The 19,094-nt window shown below is 67.5% G+C and carries 10 protein-coding genes; 7 read left to right on the top strand and 3 right to left on the bottom strand.

Going from position 1 to position 19,094, the window contains the following annotated elements; all coding sequences use genetic code 11:
- Positions 1–125 precede the first annotated feature (125 nt).
- Genes ACL58G_RS00715 through ACL58G_RS00705 form a run of 3 tightly spaced genes read left to right on the top strand, consistent with a single transcriptional unit; the run spans position 126 to position 6,452 of the window.
- Positions 126–2,759, top strand: a complete 2,634-nt coding sequence (locus ACL58G_RS00715) for a TonB-dependent receptor (RefSeq protein WP_440964629.1) — start codon at positions 126–128, stop codon at positions 2,757–2,759.
- Positions 2,760–2,800: 41 nt separating this feature from the next.
- Entirely contained in the window at positions 2,801–5,173 is a 2,373-nt protein-coding gene (locus ACL58G_RS00710; protein ID WP_440964628.1) for a family 20 glycosylhydrolase, read from the top strand.
- On the top strand, positions 5,166–6,452 hold the full coding sequence (locus tag ACL58G_RS00705) for an MFS transporter (RefSeq protein WP_440964627.1): 1,287 nt from the start codon (positions 5,166–5,168) through the stop codon (positions 6,450–6,452). The genes ACL58G_RS00710 and ACL58G_RS00705 overlap by 8 nt, the downstream gene beginning before the upstream one ends.
- Before the next feature lie 2 nt (positions 6,453–6,454).
- Here the strand turns inward: ACL58G_RS00705 and infA are convergent, their stop codons facing one another.
- On the bottom strand, positions 6,455–6,718 hold the full coding sequence (gene infA, locus ACL58G_RS00700; RefSeq protein WP_413345493.1) for a translation initiation factor IF-1: 264 nt from the start codon (positions 6,716–6,718) through the stop codon (positions 6,455–6,457).
- A 175-nt stretch (positions 6,719–6,893) separates the two neighbouring features.
- Between infA and ACL58G_RS00695 the strand changes: the two genes are divergently transcribed.
- The 3 genes from ACL58G_RS00695 (at position 6,894) to ACL58G_RS00685 (ending at position 9,101) form a co-directional block, all read left to right on the top strand.
- Positions 6,894–7,310 carry a CopG family transcriptional regulator gene (locus ACL58G_RS00695; protein WP_413346532.1) on the top strand — a complete coding sequence of 139 codons (417 nt, stop codon included), beginning with the start codon at positions 6,894–6,896 and terminating at the stop codon, positions 7,308–7,310.
- An 8-nt stretch (positions 7,311–7,318) separates the two neighbouring features.
- Positions 7,319–8,482, top strand: a complete 1,164-nt coding sequence (locus ACL58G_RS00690) for an extracellular catalytic domain type 1 short-chain-length polyhydroxyalkanoate depolymerase (protein WP_440964626.1) — start codon at positions 7,319–7,321, stop codon at positions 8,480–8,482.
- A 70-nt stretch (positions 8,483–8,552) separates the two neighbouring features.
- The gene (locus ACL58G_RS00685; RefSeq protein WP_440964625.1) at positions 8,553–9,101 is read left to right on the top strand and encodes a DUF2058 domain-containing protein; all 549 of its coding nucleotides are present in this window, start codon (positions 8,553–8,555) and stop codon (positions 9,099–9,101) included.
- A gap of 303 nt (positions 9,102–9,404) precedes the next feature.
- On the opposite strand, the gene ACL58G_RS00680 is transcribed toward ACL58G_RS00685, so the two are convergent.
- Entirely contained in the window at positions 9,405–10,310 is a 906-nt protein-coding gene (locus tag ACL58G_RS00680) for a helix-turn-helix domain-containing protein (protein ID WP_413386413.1), read from the bottom strand.
- Between the two features lie 93 nt (positions 10,311–10,403).
- Complete coding sequence (locus ACL58G_RS00675) at positions 10,404–10,973, bottom strand: lipocalin family protein (protein ID WP_440964624.1); 570 nt, start codon at positions 10,971–10,973, stop codon at positions 10,404–10,406.
- Positions 10,974–11,409: 436 nt separating this feature from the next.
- Here ACL58G_RS00675 and ACL58G_RS00670 point away from each other — a divergent pair, with 436 nt between their 5' ends.
- Complete coding sequence (locus ACL58G_RS00670) at positions 11,410–18,864, top strand: beta strand repeat-containing protein (RefSeq protein ID WP_440964623.1); 7,455 nt, start codon at positions 11,410–11,412, stop codon at positions 18,862–18,864.
- The last annotated feature ends 230 nt before the right edge of the window (positions 18,865–19,094 follow it).

Here is a 19,094-nt window from a genome sequence, read left to right as displayed (position 1 = left end):
GATTTGACAAACACGGTCGGAATTTCAACGAGACAATGCGCCCCATACGAAGACGAGAGACGCTGCAGCGTCCACGAATTCGAAACTGGCAAGGTTCTTTGATTACCACAGTTTTGGGAGAGCACATGAGACAGTCGATGGGACGGACCGCGATCGCGGGCGCGGTGACGATATTGGTAATGGGCATCGCGGCACAGGCGCGCGCACAGGACGGCGGCACGCCGGACGCGCAGACCGTGATCGTGACGGGCGTGCGCGCGGCACTGGAACAGTCGCTGCGCCAGAAGCGCAACGCGGACGCCGTCGTCGAGGTGGTGACGGCCGAGGACATCGGCAAGATGCCCGACAAGAACGTGGCCGACGCGATCCAGCGCCTGCCGGGCGTGAACACGCAATCGTCCGCGGGCGGCGAGGGCGGCTTCGGCGAGAACGACCGCGTCAGCCTGCGCGGCACGAGCCCCAGCCTGCAGCAGACGCTGTTCAACGGCCACGCGATCAGCACGGGCGACTGGTTCGTTCTGAACCAGTACGGCGGCAACGTGGGCCGCTCGTCGAGCTTTTCGCTGCTGCCCTCGGAACTCGTCGGTTCCATCGTCGTGCAGAAGAGTGCCACCGCCGATCTCGTCGAAGGCGGCGTATCGGGCGCCATCAACGTGATCACGCGCCGTCCGCTCGACTTCCGCCAGCCCCTGACGGTGGAAGCGTCCGTGCAGGCCAACTACAACGACCTCGCGAAAAAGACCGAGCCGCAGGTGTCGGCCCTCGTGAGCTGGAAGAACGCGACCAATACGTTCGGCGTGCTGCTGCAGGGCTTTTCGGAAAAGCAGAGCGTGCGCCGCGACGGCCAGGAGATCCTCGGCTACACGCCGATCAGCGCGACGAGCGCCGCCGCCATCGCGAATCCTGCGCTTTCCGGCGTGAAGGTCCCGACCTTCATCGGCGCCGCATTCTTCGAGCAAAAGAAGAAGCGTGAAGGCGGCGCCTTCGACATCGAGGCGAAACCCACGCGCGACATCGGCGTCGACCTGAACGGCTTCTATTCGAAACTGAGCGCGCCGCACCAGAACACCAATTGGCTGGCCGCGCCCGCGAATTCGATCAACAGCGCGAACCTGATCCCGGCGCGCCCCGTGATCCGCAACGGCACGCTCGTCGGCGCGACGTTCTCCAGCAACTCGGGCGAGGTCGACAACATCTACCGTCCGGATGCGGGCGGCGAATCGTGGTACATCGACCTGAACGGCCGCTGGCGCGTCAACGAGGACCTGAGCTTCACGGGCAAGATCGGCCGTACGCACGGCATCGGCTGGGACCACGGCGACGTCTACTACCAGAACAACGTCGACGGCGGCATGATGTACGCGCTGAACGGCATGACGCCGGCGACCGTCAGCTACCCGGGCGGGAACACGACGAAGCCGGGATCGACGGCGTGGGCGGGCGGCGGCGAGGCGCAGTCGGTGGACAAGGAAAAGTATGCGCAGGTCGACGGCACCTGGCGCGTGCGCGACAACCCGTGGCTGCAGGGCGTCCGCTTCGGCGCGCGCTGGACGGACCACAAGCGCACCGCCGAGCACCCGCTGGAAACGCGCCCGGGTCCGAACGGCTTCAGCAATCCGGGTCCGGTGTGGAACGGCGAGATGTACCCGGGCGACTTCGGCTCGGACCTCGGCGGGAGCGTCTTCAACAACTACTTCAAGTACAGCGGTGCCGCCCTCGGCGCCTGGGGCGCGGTGCCGGGCAACCGCCTGCTGGACTTCACGTTGCGCCACAACTGGCTCGACGAATTCAAGGTGGGCGAGAAGACGGCGGCCGTCTACGGCATGGCCGACATCGGCGGCGACAACTGGAGCGGCAACTTCGGCCTGCGCGCCGTCGAGACGCGCCAGACGACCGTCGTGAACCTGCCGGGCGGCCAGAATCCGGTCACGGGTTCCGCGTTCGGTCCGTACACGCCGACGACGTATGAGCGCAAATACCGCGACTACCTGCCGAGCGCGAACGTGAAGTTCGACGTGCGCCAGGATCTCGTCGTCCGCGCCGGCATCGCCAAGACGATGGCGCGTCCCGACTACAGCGCGCTGGGCGGCTCCGTGTCGCTGAACGACGATGCGCTGTCGGGCAGCGGCGGCAACGTCAAGCTGGACCCGATCCGCTCCGTCAACTACGACCTGTCGGCCGAGTGGTACTACATGCCGAAGGCGATGCTGTCGGCGGGCCTGTTCTACATGGATTTCAGCTCCATCGTCGCGCAGGGCACGAGCACCGGCAGCTACTACAACAACAAGCGCGGCGCGTTCACGGACTACCAGATCACGTCGCCGTACAACACGAGCGCCACCAACAAGGGCATCGAGCTCTCCTGGCAGCAGCCGTTGTGGAACAACTTCGGCCTGCTCACCAACTACACGTGGGCGGACGGCGAACTGGATGGCGGCGGCGAGATGCTCAACGCGTCGAAGAACACGTACAACGTGACGGGCTACTACGAGAACGACCGTTTCTCCGCGCGCCTCGCGTACAGCTACCGCTCCTCGTACAAGGCGGGCGTCGACCGCGGCGCGAGCCAGCACGTGGACTCGATGCCGTCGCTGGCGGCCTCGGTGAACTTCAAGATCAACGAGCACCTGACGGTCACGTTCGACGCGCTGAACCTCACCAACGAGACGATCAAGATGTACGCCGAGAACAAGGACCAGCCGCGCGCGTTCTACTCGAACGGCCGCACCTTCTACCTCGGCCTGCGCGGCAAGCTCTGATCGTGTCGCCAAGGGAGAGGGTCGTCGTGACGTGGGCGTGCGTGTCCAACCTCGTCGCGGACGACGTGTTCGCGGCGCGCCTGACGCTCACCAACGTGTCGGGCGCGCCGATCGCGGCGGGATGGACCGTGTACTTCAACGCGTGCCGGCGCGTGCTGGCCGGCAGCGTGAGCGCGGGCTTCGACCTGGAGCACGTGAACGGCGACCTGTTCGCGCTGCGCCGCACGGCGCCGTCGCCGTGGCAGCCCGGCGAGATGCTGGACGTGCGCTACGAGGCGCAGTTCTGGGCCATCAGCCTGACGGACGCGCCGCTCGGCTTCTATCTCGTCGAAGCGGACGGGCGCACGGTCGACCTGGGCGACGCGGACGTCGCGCCGTTCGCGCGGCCGGAACAGCTCCAGCGCCATGCGCGCGACGTGCTGCCGCCGGCCGACGCGGCCTGGCGCTGGCGCGAGAACAGCGGCCTGCGCCTGCTGCCGGATGACGACGTCGGGCGCATCACGCCGACGCCCGTCTCGGCCCGGTTCACGGCGGTGCGCAGTCGGTTGTCGGCGTCCAGCGAGATCATGGCCGGCGCCGCGCTGGTCGGCGAAGCGGCGTTGCTGCGCGCGCTGCTGGACGACCTGCCGGAGGACGACGGCGCGCGCATCCTGCTGGAGATCGGCAGCGTGGCTGCGGACGGGCCGGAGGCCTACCGCCTCGACATCGGCCCCGACACGATCCTCGTGCGCGGCGCCGGCGCGCACGGCGTGTTCAACGGCATCCAGACACTGGCCCAGTTGCTGGATGCGGACGGCTGTCTGCCGTGCGGCCGCGTGCTCGATGCGCCGCGCTTCGGCTACCGCGGCATGATGCTCGACGTGGCGCGCCATTTCGCATCGGTGGCGACCGTCAAGCGCCTGCTCGACTGCATGGCGCGCTATAAACTGAACCGGTTGCACCTGCACCTGACGGACGACGAAGGCTGGCGCTTGCGGATCGACGCGCTGCCGGAGCTGACGGAGATCGGCGGCAAACGGGGCGCGGCCTGCGGCCACACCCTGCCGCCATCCTTTGGCTCGGGCGCGAACGTGGACACATCGTCCGGCACCGGCTATTACGACGCGGACGACTTCATCGGCATCCTGCGCCATGCGCACGCACGCCACATCGAGGTGATCCCGGAATTCAACATGCCGGGCCACGCGCGCGCGGCCGTGCTGGCGATGCGCGCGCGCCACGACCGCCTGCGCGCGCAGGGCGATATCGAAGGCGCGGAGCGCTACCTGTTGAGCGACCCGTACGATGTCTCCGTCTACGAATCCGTGCAGCTGTGGCGCGACAACGTGATCTGCATCGCGCTGCCGTCCGTCGACCGCTTCATCGACACCGTCGTCGCCCACGTCGCGGCGCTGTACCGCGAGGCCGGCGTGCCGCTCAGGACGATCCACACGGGCGGCGACGAGGTGCCGCTGGGCGCGTGGGAAGGCTCGCCGCGGTGCCGGGCGCTGATGCGCGAGCGCGGCTGGACCCGTATCGCGCAGCTGCAGGCGGATTTCGTCGACCGCTGCCGCGCGATCCTCGCGCGCCACGGCCTCGCGTTCGCGGGCTGGGAAGAGACGGCGCTCGTGTACGAGGACGGCGGCCCCGGTTTCCAGGTCTATGCATGGAACAACGCGTGGGGCTCGGGCAAGGAAGACGTCGCGTACCGACTCGCCAATGCGGGCTACGACGTCGTGCTGGCGAATGCCGCGAACCTGTATTTCGACCTCGCGTATGCGAAGGATCCGCAGGAGCCGGGTTATTACTGGGCCGGCTTCGTGGAGACGCGCCATGCGTTTGGCTTCTGCCCGCTGGACATGATCGTCAGCGCGGCCGCCGACCCGATGGGGAGAAGCGTGCCGCCCGGGCGGCTGGCCGCGATGACGCGCCTGACGGCCGCGGGCCGGCGCCGCGTCAATGGCCTGCAGGGACAGCTGTGGGGAGAGAATGCCCGCTCGCGCGACCGCATCGAATACCTGGCCGCGCCGCGCCTCGTGGCGCTGGCGGAGCGGGCGTGGGCGCCGGATCCCGGCTGGTGCGCGATCGACGATGCCGGGGCGCGTACACGCGCCATGGACGACGCGTGGAACGAATTCGCCAACCGCCTCGGCCAGCGCGAGCTGGCACGACTCGACCGCGCGCCGCTGGCCTACGGCTACCGGTTGCCGCCGCCGGGCGCCGTCGCCGATGGCCGGACGTTTTACGCGAACGTGGCCCTGCCGGGCCTCGCGCTGCATTACACTCTGGACGGCAGCGAGCCCGATGCCGCCAGCCCGCGCTACACCGGACCGGTGGCGGCAGGGCAGGGCGCCGCCGTGTTCAAGGTCGCCACCTTCGACACGCGCGGCCGCAAGAGCGCAACCGTCGTCATCGCACTGGATTCCCATGGATAGCATCCGTCCCGACCACCTGACACCCCAGGCGCACCGGCACCCGCTCGCGTGGGTGCCCACGCTGTACCTCGCGCAGGGCCTGCCGTTCTTCAGCGTCGCCCTCGTGGCGGGGCTGATGTTCAAGAGCATGGGCGTGCCCAACGAGCAGATCGCACGCTGGACCGGCGTCCTCGGCCTCGCGTGGGTGTTCAAGGCATTGTGGAGTCCATTCCTGGAACTCGCGCCGAGCAAGAAGCGGGTCGTCGTCGTGCTGCAGGTCACGGGCGGCATCGCGCTCGCGGCGCTGGCCCTCGCGCTGCAGCTGCCCGCGTGGTTCGGGCTGGCGATCGGGCTGCTGGCCATCGTGTCGTTCGCGTCCAGCACGCACGACATCGCGGCCGACGGTCTATATATCGCGAACCTGTCCGAGCGCCAGCAATGCGCGTACGCCGGCTGGCAGGGCGCGTTCTTCAACGGTGCCAAGTTCCTGTCGCTGGGCGGGCTCGTGATCCTGGCCGGTTTCCTCGAACAGCGCATCGGTCCCCCGGCCGCGTGGGCCACCGTGTTCGGGGTGCTGGGCGCCTTGCTGGCGGGGCTCGGGCTGTATCACGTGTGGGCGTTGCCCGAGACCGTGAGGACGGGCGCCGGCGCGTCGATGCGTGGCAGCGTGGACGTATTGGTGGACGTCGTGCGCGCATTCTTCGCCAAGCCGGGCATCTGGATGGGCATCGTGTTCATCCTGCTGTTCCGTCTCGCGGAAGGGCAGGTGCAGACGATCGGCCCGCTGTTCCTGCGCGATGCGCGTGCGGCCGGCGGCCTTGGCCTGTCGACGCAGGAAGTGGGCGCCATCTACGGCACGGCCGGCACGGCGGCCTTCCTGGTCGGCAGCATCCTTGGCGGCTGGTTCACGGCGCGCGTGGGCCTGAAGCGCGCGATGCTCGTGCTGATCCTCGCGATGAACGTGCCGAACCTCGTGTTCTGGTACCTGAGCGCGGCGCAACCGTCGCACCTGGGCCTCGTCATGGCGGCGTTGTCGACCGAGATGTTCGGCTACGGGTTCGGCTTCGTGGGCATGATCCTGTTCATCATGCAGGTGATCGCGCCCGGCCGCTACCAGACCGCGCACTACGCGCTGGGGTCCGGGTTCATGCAGCTGGGCTTCGTGCTGTCGAAGGTGGTCAGCGGCGACATCCAGCATGCGCTGGGCTACCGTCACTTCTTCCTGTGGGTGGTGTTGTCGGCGCTGCCGGTGCTCGTACTCACGCGGTTCGTGAACATGGCGCCGGCCGCGCAGGACTGACGTCAGCGGCGGTAGGCCGGACGGCGCGCCGGTGGCGCGTTGCGCTTCTCGATATGGCGGAACGTGATGCGACCCTTGCTCAGGTCGTACGCGGACATCTCCAGCGTCACGCGGTCGCCCGCGAGGATGCGGATATGGTGCTGGCGCATCTTGCCCGACGTGTAAGCGATCAGTTTGTGTCCATTGTCCAGGTCGACGCGAAAGCGCGAGTCCGGCAGGATTTCCTGGACGATGCCGTCCATTTCGATGAGTTCTTCTTTGGCCATTGGGGGTCCTTGGGGGCGGGGCGCGCGGCGGGTGCCGGGCGTGGGGGTGGGAGGGAAGGAGTGGGCCGGCTTTATATCCGGAAGGAATATTATACCGCACTTCGATGATTCGCAGTTATACTCCGTTCATACTCCGGTTGGAGTATAATGGGCGTATAAACACTGCGGAGACACCATGAAGCTCGTCGACACCAAACCCAAATTTCCCGACACGGACAAGGTCACCATCAACCTGGGCCTCGTCGACCTGGCGCAGATGGACCTGCTCGTGGCGGAAGGTTTTTATACGAACCGTACCGATTTCGTCCGCACGGCCATCCGCAACCAGTTGCAGCAGCACGGCGAAGCGATCCGCCAGACCGTCACGCGCAAGCGCTTCGTGATGGGCATGCAGCGCTACACGAAGGCGGAACTGGAAGCGGGCGTCGCCGCCGGCGAGCAGCTCGACATCCACGTGCTGGGCCTCGCCACCATCGACGACGACGTCACGCCCGAGCTGGCGCGTGCGGCGATCGCCTCCATCCAGGTGCTCGGCGCATTTTTCGCGCCGGCCGCCGTCAAGTCCGCGCTCGCGGACCGCATCCATTCCTGAGGAACACCATGAAACCATATGAACAATTTGTTGAAAACATCCTGGGCGCCGTGCGCTCGGGCCAGGGCAAGGACCCGGCCGCGGCCACCGCGCTGATCCAGGACGCGCTGCGCACCGCCGGGCTGATGCCGGGGGCGCAAGCGGGTACGCCGTTCACGCCGCCTTTTGCCGAGCAACCGGGCGCGCGTGCGCCATTCGCCGACCTGAACGGCGTGCCGGACTGGCTGCGCCGTCCGGCCACCGCGAAGGGCACCTCGCCGTCCGGCGACTGGCGTGCGCGTTTCGACGGCTTGCGGAAGAGTCCGCGACCGGTGACGCCTGACGCACCTGGTCAATTTCTCGAAGGCTCGTTCAGCAACGCAGCGGGCACGCGCCGCTACCGCCTGTATGTGCCGGAGAAAGCCGCATCCGGGCCGCGGCCGCTCGTCGTCATGCTGCACGGCTGCCAGCAGCACGCCGCCGATTTCGCGGCCGGCACCGCGATGAACCGGCTCGCGGAAGAACACGGTTGCCTGGTGCTGTACCCGGACCAGGAGCGCGGCGCCAACAGTTCGAATTGCTGGAACTGGTTCGACGCCGCGCACCAGGCGCGCGAGCAGGGCGAGCCGTCCGTGCTCGCCGGCATGACGCGCAAGATCGTGGACGAATACGGCGCCGACCCGCGCCGCGTCTACGTGGCCGGCCTGTCGGCGGGCGGCGCGATGGCGGCCGTCATGGGCGCCGCGTATCCCGAGCTGTATGCGGCTGTCGGCGTGCATTCCGGCCTGCCGGTCGGCGCCGCGCGCGACCTGATGTCGGGGCTGAACGCGATGAAGGGCAAGCACCTGCACGGCGCGAGCCGGACGCTGCGCCGCCGCGTGCCGCTGATCGTGTTCCATGGCGACCAGGACGCCGTCGTCCATCCCTCCAACGGCGAGGTGCTGGTCCGCCAGTTCCTGGGCGAGGGGACCGTGCGCGAGATCGAGGAGCGCGGCACGGCCGGTTCGGGCCGCGGCCACACGCGCACGACGGCGCTGGACGACGACGGCCGCGCGGTGGCGGAACATTGGGTCGTGCACGGTGCCGGTCACGCCTGGGCGGGCGGCGATCCGGCCGGCTCGTACACGGATGCGTCCGGGCCGAATGCGTCGGCCGAGATGCTGCGCTTCTTCCTGGCCCAGCCGGCGGGCTGATCGACCGCTGTTGCGAAGCCGTCAGGTTTGCTATGCTGGAGGATTCCCACGTTCGTTGATGGAGTCAAGGATGGTTTCCCTGCAGGAGCAGCTGATGAAGGCCGGGCTGGTCGACAAGAAGAAGGTCAAGGTCGTCAACCAGGAAAAAGCCAAGCAGCAGAAGATCGAGCGCCGCACGGGCGTCACGAGCGTCAACGAGACGAAGGAGGCGGTGCTCGAGGCCCAGCGCCAGCAGGCCGAGCGTGCCCGCGCCCTGAACGCTCAACGCGACGCGGCCGCCGCCGCGAAGGCCGTCGAGGCGCAGATCACGCAGATGATCCAGGTGAATCGCCAGCCCAAGGGCAAGGGCAGCCTGGACGTCGTCTACAACTTCACGATCGGCACGAAGATCGAGCGTATCCACGTCTCCGCGGCCGTGCGCGACCACTTGGTGGCCGGCCGTCTGTCGATCGTTGCCCACGCGGGCGGCTTCGAGCTGGTGCCGCGCGTGATCGCGGACAAGATCGCGGAACGGGCGCCGGAGCGCGTCGTGCGCGTGAATAAAGCCGCCGAAGCCGTCGCGGAAGGCGAGGACGATCCCTACAAGGACTTCAAGATCCCCGACGACTTCGACTGGTAGGGTGGGCGGCCTCCGCCCACGCGCGGCGCTGGCAAGGCGCATGCGCTACGCGTGGGCACGGGGTGCCCACCCTACGAAGACGTCAAGGTTGGGTGGGCGGCCTCCGCCCACGCGCGGCTTCGACTGGTAGGGTGGGCGGCCTCCGCCCACGCGCGGCGCTGGCAAGCCGCAAACGCTACGCGTGGGCACGGGGTGCCCACTCTACGAAGACGTCAAGGTTGGGTGGGCGGCCTCCGCCCACGCGCGGCGCTGGCAAGGCGCATGCGCTACGCGTGGGCACGGGGTGCCCACCCGACCAGTCGATCAGCGTTTCTTGACCGGGAGCGCCAGCCAGCCGCGCCAGCGGCCCTCCGGCGTGCGTTCGACCTTCTGGATGTGCGGCCGGGTGCTGTCCAGGCGCCAGACGGCCTGCTTGTCGAGCCAGTCCTCGTACATGGAGCGGAAGCGCGGCCATTCGTCGTCGAAGTCGAGGCAGGCGTAGGTGCCGGCCGGCAGGACGCGTAATCCCAGGCCGGGATCGAGCACGGTATCGTCCGCGCACCCGAAGTCGTAGCAGTATTCCCGTTCGCCCGTAAAACCCGGGTCTTCGTCGAACACGCCGTACCACGGGGTGCTGGCGGGCAGGCCGTCGGCCGTCTCGCGCTCCTGGATGAAGTCGTGGCAGGCGAACGACAGCGCCGCGCCGGACTGGCCGAAGAAGCGCTGGTAGCGCAAGGTCAGCGCCGGCAGGTTGCGCACGGCGATGCGCGCGGCGACCGTGCCCGGTTCGGGCGGGCAGTACGGCGCCAGGATCGCTTCCAGGTCGTCCGGCTCGGCCACGAAGAAGCTGACGTCGCTCTCGCGGCCGACCTGCTGGTCCATGTAATCGCGCCATCCCCCTTCGCGCCACGCCTTGGCCGACATCGCGAACTGCTGCCTGAACGCCTTGGCGAACGCCGCGTTCGACGGGAAGCCGCAATCCTGGGCGATGCGCACGATGGGCACGTCCGGCTCGTGACGCAGCAGGTGGGCGGCGCGGCGCAGGCGGCGCTTGCGCTGGTATTCGACGGCCGAGAAACCCGTCAGCTCGCGGAAGATGCGGTCGAAGTGGAACGACGAATAACTGGCCGACGCCGCCAGCGATTTCAGTGCGAGCGGATCGCCGACCGAGTCCAGCATCAGGTCCATCACTTCATACAGGCGCGACACGCGCGCGGCGGTCTTCGGCATCAACGGCAGTCATTTGCAAAATTGAAATAACTAGTTTCCGTAAATAACACGCCGTTGGCAAGCGTTTGGCGCCGGCGCGGCCGCCGAGTGTTGTCAGTACGCCGCCTGGGGCGTCATCTCCAGCTTGCTCAGGTCGAACCCCTGCCGCTCCAGCCGCTCGAGCAGGGCGCCGTACGCCTGGCGCGACACGGTCGGGGTGCGCGCCAGGATCCACAAATACTCCCGCCCCGGATCGCTGACGGCGGCCAGCTGGTAGTTCGGATCGAGGTCGATCACCCAGTAGTCGCCCCACACCATCGGCAGGAACGACAGCCAGGCCGGCGCGAACCGGACCTTCAGCGTGGGCGACATGGGGCCGCCCAGCTGGCGCGCCGTGCCCACCGCCTCGTCGATGGTGCCGTCCGCGCGGCGGCAGCGGTTGATGACTTGCACGGTCTTGTCCGGCTGCAGGCTGTAATGCGCCGTCGTGTTGCTGGCACATTGTTTCTGAAACCTGTTCGGGTATTTTGCAATTTCATACCACGCGCCCATGTAGCGCGGCACATCGAGGCTGGGCACCGGCGTCACGGGCGCGGAACGGGCGCCGCGCTCGGCGGCGAGCAGCGTCGCACTGGCGCCGAGCAGGCCGAGCAGCAAGAGGATCAGGCGAGTATTCGGGAGCATGGGATACGTGGTTGAACGGGACTGTGTCTATCGTACGACAACCTCGCCCGAACCGTCGCCCGTCGCCAAACGATTGGCAATCTTGCAACTACATTGAATTGCAAGAAAGTTTCTCTGCGGACTTAATGGCAGCCGTCCGGCCGTCGCCTTTCACTTCTGCCGAAAGCAATTTCCTAACGGCAACGCAAGAAACGTCAAGCGCCGCTTGGCTGGAAAAGCCGATCCGGATGAATTATCGAAGGGATAAAAAGCGTGGTTGAGAGAGCGTTGTGGAGAAAAAACAACCGAAAATGCCTCAAGTTGGCCGGTTTGTTGCCGTAAAGCATTCGTAAGCGCACCAATAAAATGTATCCTTAGGGAAATAGTCTTTTACTGATATCGCGCATCGGGCGGCGATCATTCGGACAACGTTCAATATATTAAAGGTTCATCGACCATGGCATCAGTTATCACCGGAATGAGCACCGCCCAGATACAGGCGCTGACTACTTCCCAAATCGTCGCTCTCGCGACCTCCGACTTGACTGCGTTTTCGACGACGCAGCTTGGTGCGTTGACGACCAACCAATTGCAGGCCATCGAAACCCGTGACCTGGCTGTCCTGACCACGACCCAGATCTCGGCCGGCCTCACGACCACGCAGATTGCCGCCCTGACGACGAACCAGGCGGGCGCCCTGACGACCGGCCAGGTCGGCGCCCTGACGACGAACCAGGTCGCCGCGATCGAAACGGCCGACCTGGCCGCCATGAAGACGAACCAGATCGCCGCGCTGACGACGAACCAGGTGTCGGCTGGCCTGACGACGAACCAGATCGTCGCCCTGACCACGTCCCAGGCAGGCGCACTGAGCACCGCGCAGACCGCCGCGCTGACCACGAACCAGGTTGCCGCACTGCAGACCGCCGACCTCGCCGCGTTCAAGACGAGCCAGGTTGCCGCGCTGACCACGAACCAGATCTCGGCCGGCCTGTCCACGAACCAGCTGGCGTCGATGGTGACCACGCAGATCGCCGCGCTGACGACCGCCCAGGTGTCCGCTGGCCTGACGACGAACCAGATCGTTGCCCTGACCACGGCTCAGGCAGGCGCGCTGACGACCGGCCAGATGGGCGCGCTGACGACGAACCAGGTCGCCGCGATCGAAACGGCCGACCTGGCCGCCATGAAGACGAACCAGATCGCCGCGCTGTCGACGAACCAGGTGTCGGCCGGCCTGACGACGAACCAGATCGTCGCGCTGACCACCTCGCAGGCAGGCGCGCTGACGACCGCGCAGTCCGCCGCGCTGACGACGAACCAGGTCGCCGCGCTGGAAACGCGTGACCTCGCCGCATTCAAGACGAGCCAGGTTGCCGCCCTGACGACGAACCAGATCTCGGCCGGCCTGACGACGAACCAGCTGTCCTCGATGACGACGGCCCAGATCGCTGCGCTGTCGACGAACCAGGTGTCCGCTGGCCTGACGACGAACCAGATCGTCGCCCTGACCACGAACCAGGCAGGTGCCCTGACGACGGCCCAGACCGCCGCGCTGACCACGAACCAGGTCGCCGCGCTGCAGACGGCCGACCTGGCCGCCATGAAGACGAGCCAGATCGCCGCGCTGACGACGAACCAGGTGTCCGCCGGCCTGACGACGAACCAGATCGTCGCCCTGACCACGGCCCAAGCCGCCGCACTGACCAACGGCCAGACCGCCGCGCTGACGACGAACCAGGTCGCCGCGCTGGAAACCCGCGACCTCGCCGCGTTCAAGACGAGCCAGGTGCAGGCGCTGACGACGAACCAGATCTCGGCCGGCCTGACGACGAACCAGCTGTCGTCGATGACGACGGCCCAGATCGCCGCGCTGTCGACGAACCAGGTGTCCGCGGGCCTGACGACGAACCAGATCGTCGCCCTGACCACGGCCCAGGCTGGCGCGCTGACCACCGCGCAGACCGTCGCCTTGAGCACGAACCAGGTAGCCGCGCTGGAAACCCGTGACCTCGCCGCGTTCAAGACGAGCCAGGTCGCCGCGCTGACGACGAACCAGATCTCGGCCGGCCTGACCACGGCACAACTGTCGTCGATGACGACGGCCCAGATCGCCGCGCTGACGACGAGCCAGGTGGCCGCCGGCCTGACGACGAACCAGATCGTCGCCCTGACCACGAACCAGGCGGGTGCCCTGACGACCGGCCAGATGGGCGCACTGACGACGAACCAGGTCGCCGCGATCGAGACGGCCGACCTGGCCGCGATGAAGACGAACCAGATCGCCGCGCTGACGACGAACCAGGTGTCGGCCGGCCTGACGACGAACCAGATCGTCGCCCTGACCACCTCGCAGGCGGGCGCGCTGACGGCCGCGCAGACCGCCGCGCTGACGACGAACCAGGTTGCAGCCCTGCAAACCGCCGACCTCGCCGCGTTCAAGACGAACCAGGTCGCCGCGCTGACGACGAACCAGATCTCGGCCGGCCTGACCACGGCACAACTGTCGTCGATGACGACGGCCCAGATCGCCGCACTGACGACGAGCCAGGTGGCCGCAGGCCTGACGACGAACCAGATCGTCGCCCTGACCACGAACCAGGCAGGCGCCCTGACGACCGGCCAGATGGGCGCGCTGACGACGAACCAGGTCGCCGCGATCGAGACGGCCGACCTGGCCGCCATGAAGACGAACCAGATCGCCGCGCTGACGACGAACCAGGTGTCCGCCGGCCTGACGACGAACCAGATCGTCGCGCTGACCACCTCGCAGGCTGGCGCGCTGACGACCGCGCAGACCGCCGCGCTGACGACCAACCAGGTTGCCGCACTGCAGACCGCCGACCTCGCTGCGTTCAAGACGAACCAGGTTGCCGTGCTGACGACGAACCAGATCTCGGCCGGCCTGACGACGAACCAGCTGGCGTCGATGACGACCGCGCAGATCGCCGCGCTGACCACGGCCCAGGTGTCCGCAGGCCTGACGACGAACCAGATCGTCGCCCTGACCACGAACCAGGCAGGCGCACTGACGACCGCGCAGACCGCCGCGCTGACCACGAACCAGGTTGCCGCACTGCAGACCGTCGACCTCGCCGCGTTCAAGACGAGCCAGGTTGCCGCGCTGACGACGAACCAGATCTCGGCCGGCCTGACCACGGCACAACTGTCGTCGATGACGACGGCCCAGATCGCCGCGCTGACGACCGCCCAGGTCTCGGCTGGCCTGACGACGAACCAGATCGTCGCCCTGACCACGAACCAGGCAGGTGCCCTGACGACCGGCCAAGTCGGCGCCCTGACGACGAACCAGGTTGCCGCGATCGAAACGGCCGACCTGGCCGCCATGAAGACGAACCAGATCGCCGCGCTGACGACGAACCAGGTGTCGGCAGGCCTGACGACGAACCAGATCGTCGCCCTGACCACGTCCCAGGCAGGCGCACTGACGAACGCGCAGACCGCCGCGCTGACCACGAACCAGGTTGCCGCGCTGCAGACCGTCGACCTTGCCGCGTTCAAGACGAGCCAGGTTGCCGCGCTGACCACGAACCAGATCTCGGCCGGCCTGTCGACGGCGCAGTTCTCCTCGCTGACGACCGCGCAGATCGCCGCGCTGACGACCGCCCAGGTGTCCGCTGGCCTGACGACGAACCAGATCGTCGCCCTGACCACGAACCAGGCGGGTGCCCTGACGACCGGCCAGGTCGGCGCGCTGACGACGAACCAGGTCGCCGCGATCGAAACGGCCGACCTCGCGTCGCTGAAGACGAACCAGATCGCCGCGCTGACGACGAACCAGGTGTCCGCAGGCCTGACGACGAACCAGATCGTTGCCCTGACCACGTCCCAGGCAGGCGCGCTGACGACCGGCCAGACCGCCGCGCTGACCACGAACCAGGTTGCCGCGCTGCAGACCGCCGACCTCGCCGCGTTCAGGACGAACCAGATTGCCGCGCTGACGACGAACCAGATCTCGGCCGGCCTGTCGACGAACCAGCTGTCGTCGATGACGACCGCCCAGATCGCCGCGCTGACGACCGCCCAGGTGTCGGCTGGCCTGACGACGAACCAGATCGTCGCCCTGACGACGGCCCAGGCTGCCGCCCTGACGACCGCACAGGCTTCCAACCTGACGACCAACCAGGTCGCCGCGCTGGAGACCCGTGACGTGGCCGCCATGACGACGGCCCAGATCGCCGCGCTGACGACGAACCAGGTGTCCGCCGGCCTGACGACGAACCAGATCGTCGCCCTGACCACGGCCCAGGCAGGCGCGCTGACCACCGCGCAGACCGCCAACCTGACCACGAACCAGGTTGCCGCACTGCAGACCGCCGACCTCGCTGCGTTCAAGACGAACCAGGTTGCCGCGCTGACGACCAACCAGATCTCGGCCGGCCTGACGACGAACCAGCTGGCGTCGATGACGACCGCCCAGATCGCCGCGCTGACCACGGCCCAGGTGTCGGCTGGCCTGACGACGAACCAGATCGTCGCCCTGACCACGTCCCAGGCAGGCGCACTGACGAACGCGCAGACCGCCGCGCTGACCACGAACCAGGTTGCCGCGCTGCAGACCGCCGACCTCGCCGCGTTCAAGACGAGCCAGGTTACCGCGCTGACGACGAACCAGATCTCGGCAGGCCTCACGACGAACCAGTTGGCGTCGATGACGACCGCGCAGATCGCCGCGCTGACGACCGCCCAGGTCTCGGCTGGCCTGACGACGAACCAGATCGTTGCCCTGACCACGAACCAGGCGGGTGCCCTGACGACCGGCCAGGTCGGCGCGCTGACGACGAACCAGGTTGCCGCGATCGAAACGGCCGACCTGGCCGCCATGAAGACGAACCAGATCGCCGCGCTGACGACGAACCAGGTGTCGGCAGGCCTGACGACGAACCAGATCGTCGCCCTGACCACGTCCCAGGCAGGCGCACTGACGAACGCGCAGACCGCCGCGCTGACCACGAACCAGGTTGCCGCGCTGCAGACCGTCGACCTTGCCGCGTTCAAGACGAGCCAGGTTGCCGCGCTGACGACGAACCAGATCTCGGCCGGCCTGTCGACGGCGCAGTTCTCCTCGCTGACGACCGCGCAGATCGCCGCGCTGACGACCGCCCAGGTGTCGGCAGGCCTGACGACGAACCAGATCGTCGCCCTGACCACGAACCAGGCGGGTGCCCTGACGACCGGCCAGGTCGGCGCGCTGACGACGAACCAGGTCGCCGCGATGGAAACGGCCGACCTCGCGTCGCTGAAGACGAACCAGATCGCCGCGCTGACGACGAACCAGGTGTCCGCAGGCCTGACGACGAACCAGATCGTTGCCCTGACCACGTCCCAGGCTGGCGCGCTGACGACGAACCAGACCGCCGCGCTGACCACGAACCAGGTTGCCGCGCTGCAGACCGCCGACCTCGCCGCGTTCAGGACGAACCAGGTTGCCGCGCTGACGACGAACCAGATCTCGGCCGGCCTGTCGACGAACCAGCTGTCGTCGATGACGACCGCCCAGATCGCCGCGCTGACGACGAACCAGGTGTCGGCTGGCCTGACGACGAACCAGATCGTCGCCCTGACGACGGCCCAGGCTGCCGCCCTGACGACCGCACAGGCTTCCAACCTGACGACCAACCAGGTCGCCGCGCTGGAGACCCGTGACGTGGCCGCCATGACGACGGCCCAGATCGCCGCCCTGACGACGAACCAGGTGTCCGCCGGCCTGACGACGAACCAGATCGTCGCCCTGACCACGGCCCAGGCCGCCGCACTGACCAACGGCCAGACCGCCGCGCTGACGACCAACCAGGTCGCCGCGCTGCAAACCGCCGACCTCGCCGCGTTCAAGACGAGCCAGGTGCAGGCGCTGACGACGAACCAGATCTCGGCCGGCCTGACGACGAACCAGCTGTCGTCGATGACGACGGCCCAGATCGCCGCGCTGTCGACGAACCAGGTGTCCGCGGGCCTGACGACGAACCAGATCGTCGCCCTGACCACGGCCCAGGCTGGCGCGCTGACCACCGCGCAGACCGTCGCCTTGAGCACGAACCAGGTCGCCGCGCTGGAAACCCGTGACCTCGCCGCGTTCAAGACGAGCCAGATCGCCGCGCTGACGACGAACCAGATCTCGGCAGGCCTGACGACGAACCAGATCGTCGCGCTGACGACGTCCCAGGCTGCCGCGCTGACGACGGCCCAGGTCGGTAACCTGACCACGAACCAGGTGGCTGCGATGGAAACCGCCGACCTCGCCGCGCTGAAGACCAACCAGGTCCAGGCACTGTCGACGAACCAGATCTCGGCCGGTCTGAAGACCTCGCAACTGGCTTCGCTGACGACCGCCCAGATCGCTGCCCTGACGACCAGCCAGGTGCAGGCAGGCCTGACGACGAACCAGATCGTCGCGCTGACGACGGTCCAGGCCAGCGCGCTGACGACGGCCCAGGTCGCCGCGCTGACGACGAACCAGGTCGCCGCGATGGAAACCGCCGACGTCGCCGCGTTGAAGACGAACCAGATCGCCGCGCTGACGACGACCCAGGTGCAGGCAGGCCTGACGACGAACCAGATCGTCGCCCTGACGTCGGCCGATGCCGCCGCCCTGACGACGGCCCAGCTGGGCGCGCTGACGACGAACCAGGTCGCCGCGCTGGAGACCCGCGACCTGATCGCGCTGAAGACCAGCCAGATCTCGGCGCTGACCACCGCGCAGATCTCGGCCGGCCTGTCGACGAACCAGCTGTCCTCGCTGACGACGGCGCAGATCGGCGCGCTGACGACGAGCCAGGTGGCAAACGGCCTGACGACGAACCAGATCGTCGCGCTGTCCACCAGCCAGGTGCAGGCGCTGACGACCGGCCAGTTGTCGTCGCTGACGACCAGCCAGATCTCGACGCTCGAAACCCGCGACATCGCCGTGCTGAAGACGAACCAGATCCAGGCACTGACGACGAACCAGATCCAGAACGGTCTGACGACGACGCAGGTCGCCGCGCTGACGACCGGCCAGGTGCATGCGCTGACGTCGGCCCAGGTGGGCGCGATGACGACGGCACAGATCCAGCAGCTCAAGGTCGGCAGCCCGATCGTGCTGGACCTGAACGGCGACGGCATCCACACGAAGAGCATCGCCCAGGGCGTGCAGTTCGACCTGTTCGCGACCGGCAGCAAGGTCACGACGGGCTGGGCGGATGCGACCGACGGCCTGCTGGCACTGGATCGCAACGGCAACGGTTCGATCGACGACGGTAGCGAGCTGTTCGGTACGTCGACGAAGCTGGCGAGCGGCCAGAACGCCTCCAACGGCTACGAAGCACTGGCCCAGCTGGACGCGAACGGCGACGGCGTGATCGACTCGAAGGATGCTGCTTACAGCAACCTGAAGGTGTGGGTCGATGCGAACGGCGACGGCGTCAGCGAATCGGGCGAGCTGAAGAGCCTGGCGTCGCTGAACGTGGCAAGCATCAACGTCAACGGCGACAAGACCGCGGCCAAGGACAACGGCAACTGGATCGGCATGCAGTCGACCTTCACGAAGACCGACGGCTCCACGGCCGCCACGGGCGACGTGTGGTTCACGACCGACAAGTCGGCCGCGGAAGCCGCGGCGACCGCGACCTCGCTGAGCAGCAAGGTCGGCAGCATGGTCCAGGCGATGACGGCCTTCAACGCCGGCGATGCGGGCGTGGCGGCCGGCGGCCTGACCCTGCCGAACCTGGCGGGCGCGCAGACCGGCCTGCTGGCTTCGGTCGGCACGATGGTCGACGTGATGAAGCAGTTCGACGCCAACGGCAACAAGGTGAGCGGTGCGAACGCGGCGATGACGTCGACGGCCGAATCGCTGGCCAAGTCGGTGACGACGCCGCACGACTCGGGCTTCCTCACCACCGGCAGCCGCAAATAAAGAGCGGTAATGCGCTAGCATGGGGCCGGTTCGCGCCGGCCCCGCTTTGACAGCAAAAAGGCAAGACCGTTATCGGTCTTGCCTTTTTTTGCGTCCAAATTGCGACAAACCAAGAATAAGGGGCGTAACACAGTGCTGTTCAGCAACAATTCTGGTCAACAACAAGGTAATCTCTCGGTCTGCCGCACTTCGCTTCTATTAGTTCCCTAATGGCCGACAAATTCCCTCAT

The organism is Massilia sp. GER05 (assembly GCF_052056005.1).
GTDB classification, from domain to species: domain Bacteria; phylum Pseudomonadota; class Gammaproteobacteria; order Burkholderiales; family Burkholderiaceae_D; genus Telluria; species Telluria orientalis.
Note: the sequence above shows the minus strand (reverse complement) of the source record. Positions and strands in the feature narration are given on the sequence as shown.

Excerpts from the sequence above, each read along its gene's own strand:
- ACL58G_RS00685 (WP_440964625.1), top strand. The coding sequence starts at position 8,553 with ATGGTTTCCCTGCAGGAGCAGCTGATGAAGGCCGGGCTGGTCGACAAG.
- ACL58G_RS00705 (WP_440964627.1), top strand. The coding sequence starts at position 5,166 with ATGGATAGCATCCGTCCCGACCACCTGACACCCCAGGCGCACCGGCAC.
- ACL58G_RS00670 (WP_440964623.1), top strand. The coding sequence starts at position 11,410 with ATGGCATCAGTTATCACCGGAATGAGCACCGCCCAGATACAGGCGCTG.
- ACL58G_RS00690 (WP_440964626.1), top strand. The coding sequence starts at position 7,319 with ATGAAACCATATGAACAATTTGTTGAAAACATCCTGGGCGCCGTGCGC.
- ACL58G_RS00675 (WP_440964624.1), bottom strand. The coding sequence starts at position 10,973 with ATGCTCCCGAATACTCGCCTGATCCTCTTGCTGCTCGGCCTGCTCGGC.
- ACL58G_RS00680 (WP_413386413.1), bottom strand. The coding sequence starts at position 10,310 with ATGCCGAAGACCGCCGCGCGCGTGTCGCGCCTGTATGAAGTGATGGAC.
- infA (WP_413345493.1), bottom strand. The coding sequence starts at position 6,718 with ATGGCCAAAGAAGAACTCATCGAAATGGACGGCATCGTCCAGGAAATC.
- ACL58G_RS00695 (WP_413346532.1), top strand. The coding sequence starts at position 6,894 with ATGAAGCTCGTCGACACCAAACCCAAATTTCCCGACACGGACAAGGTC.
- ACL58G_RS00715 (WP_440964629.1), top strand. The coding sequence starts at position 126 with ATGAGACAGTCGATGGGACGGACCGCGATCGCGGGCGCGGTGACGATA.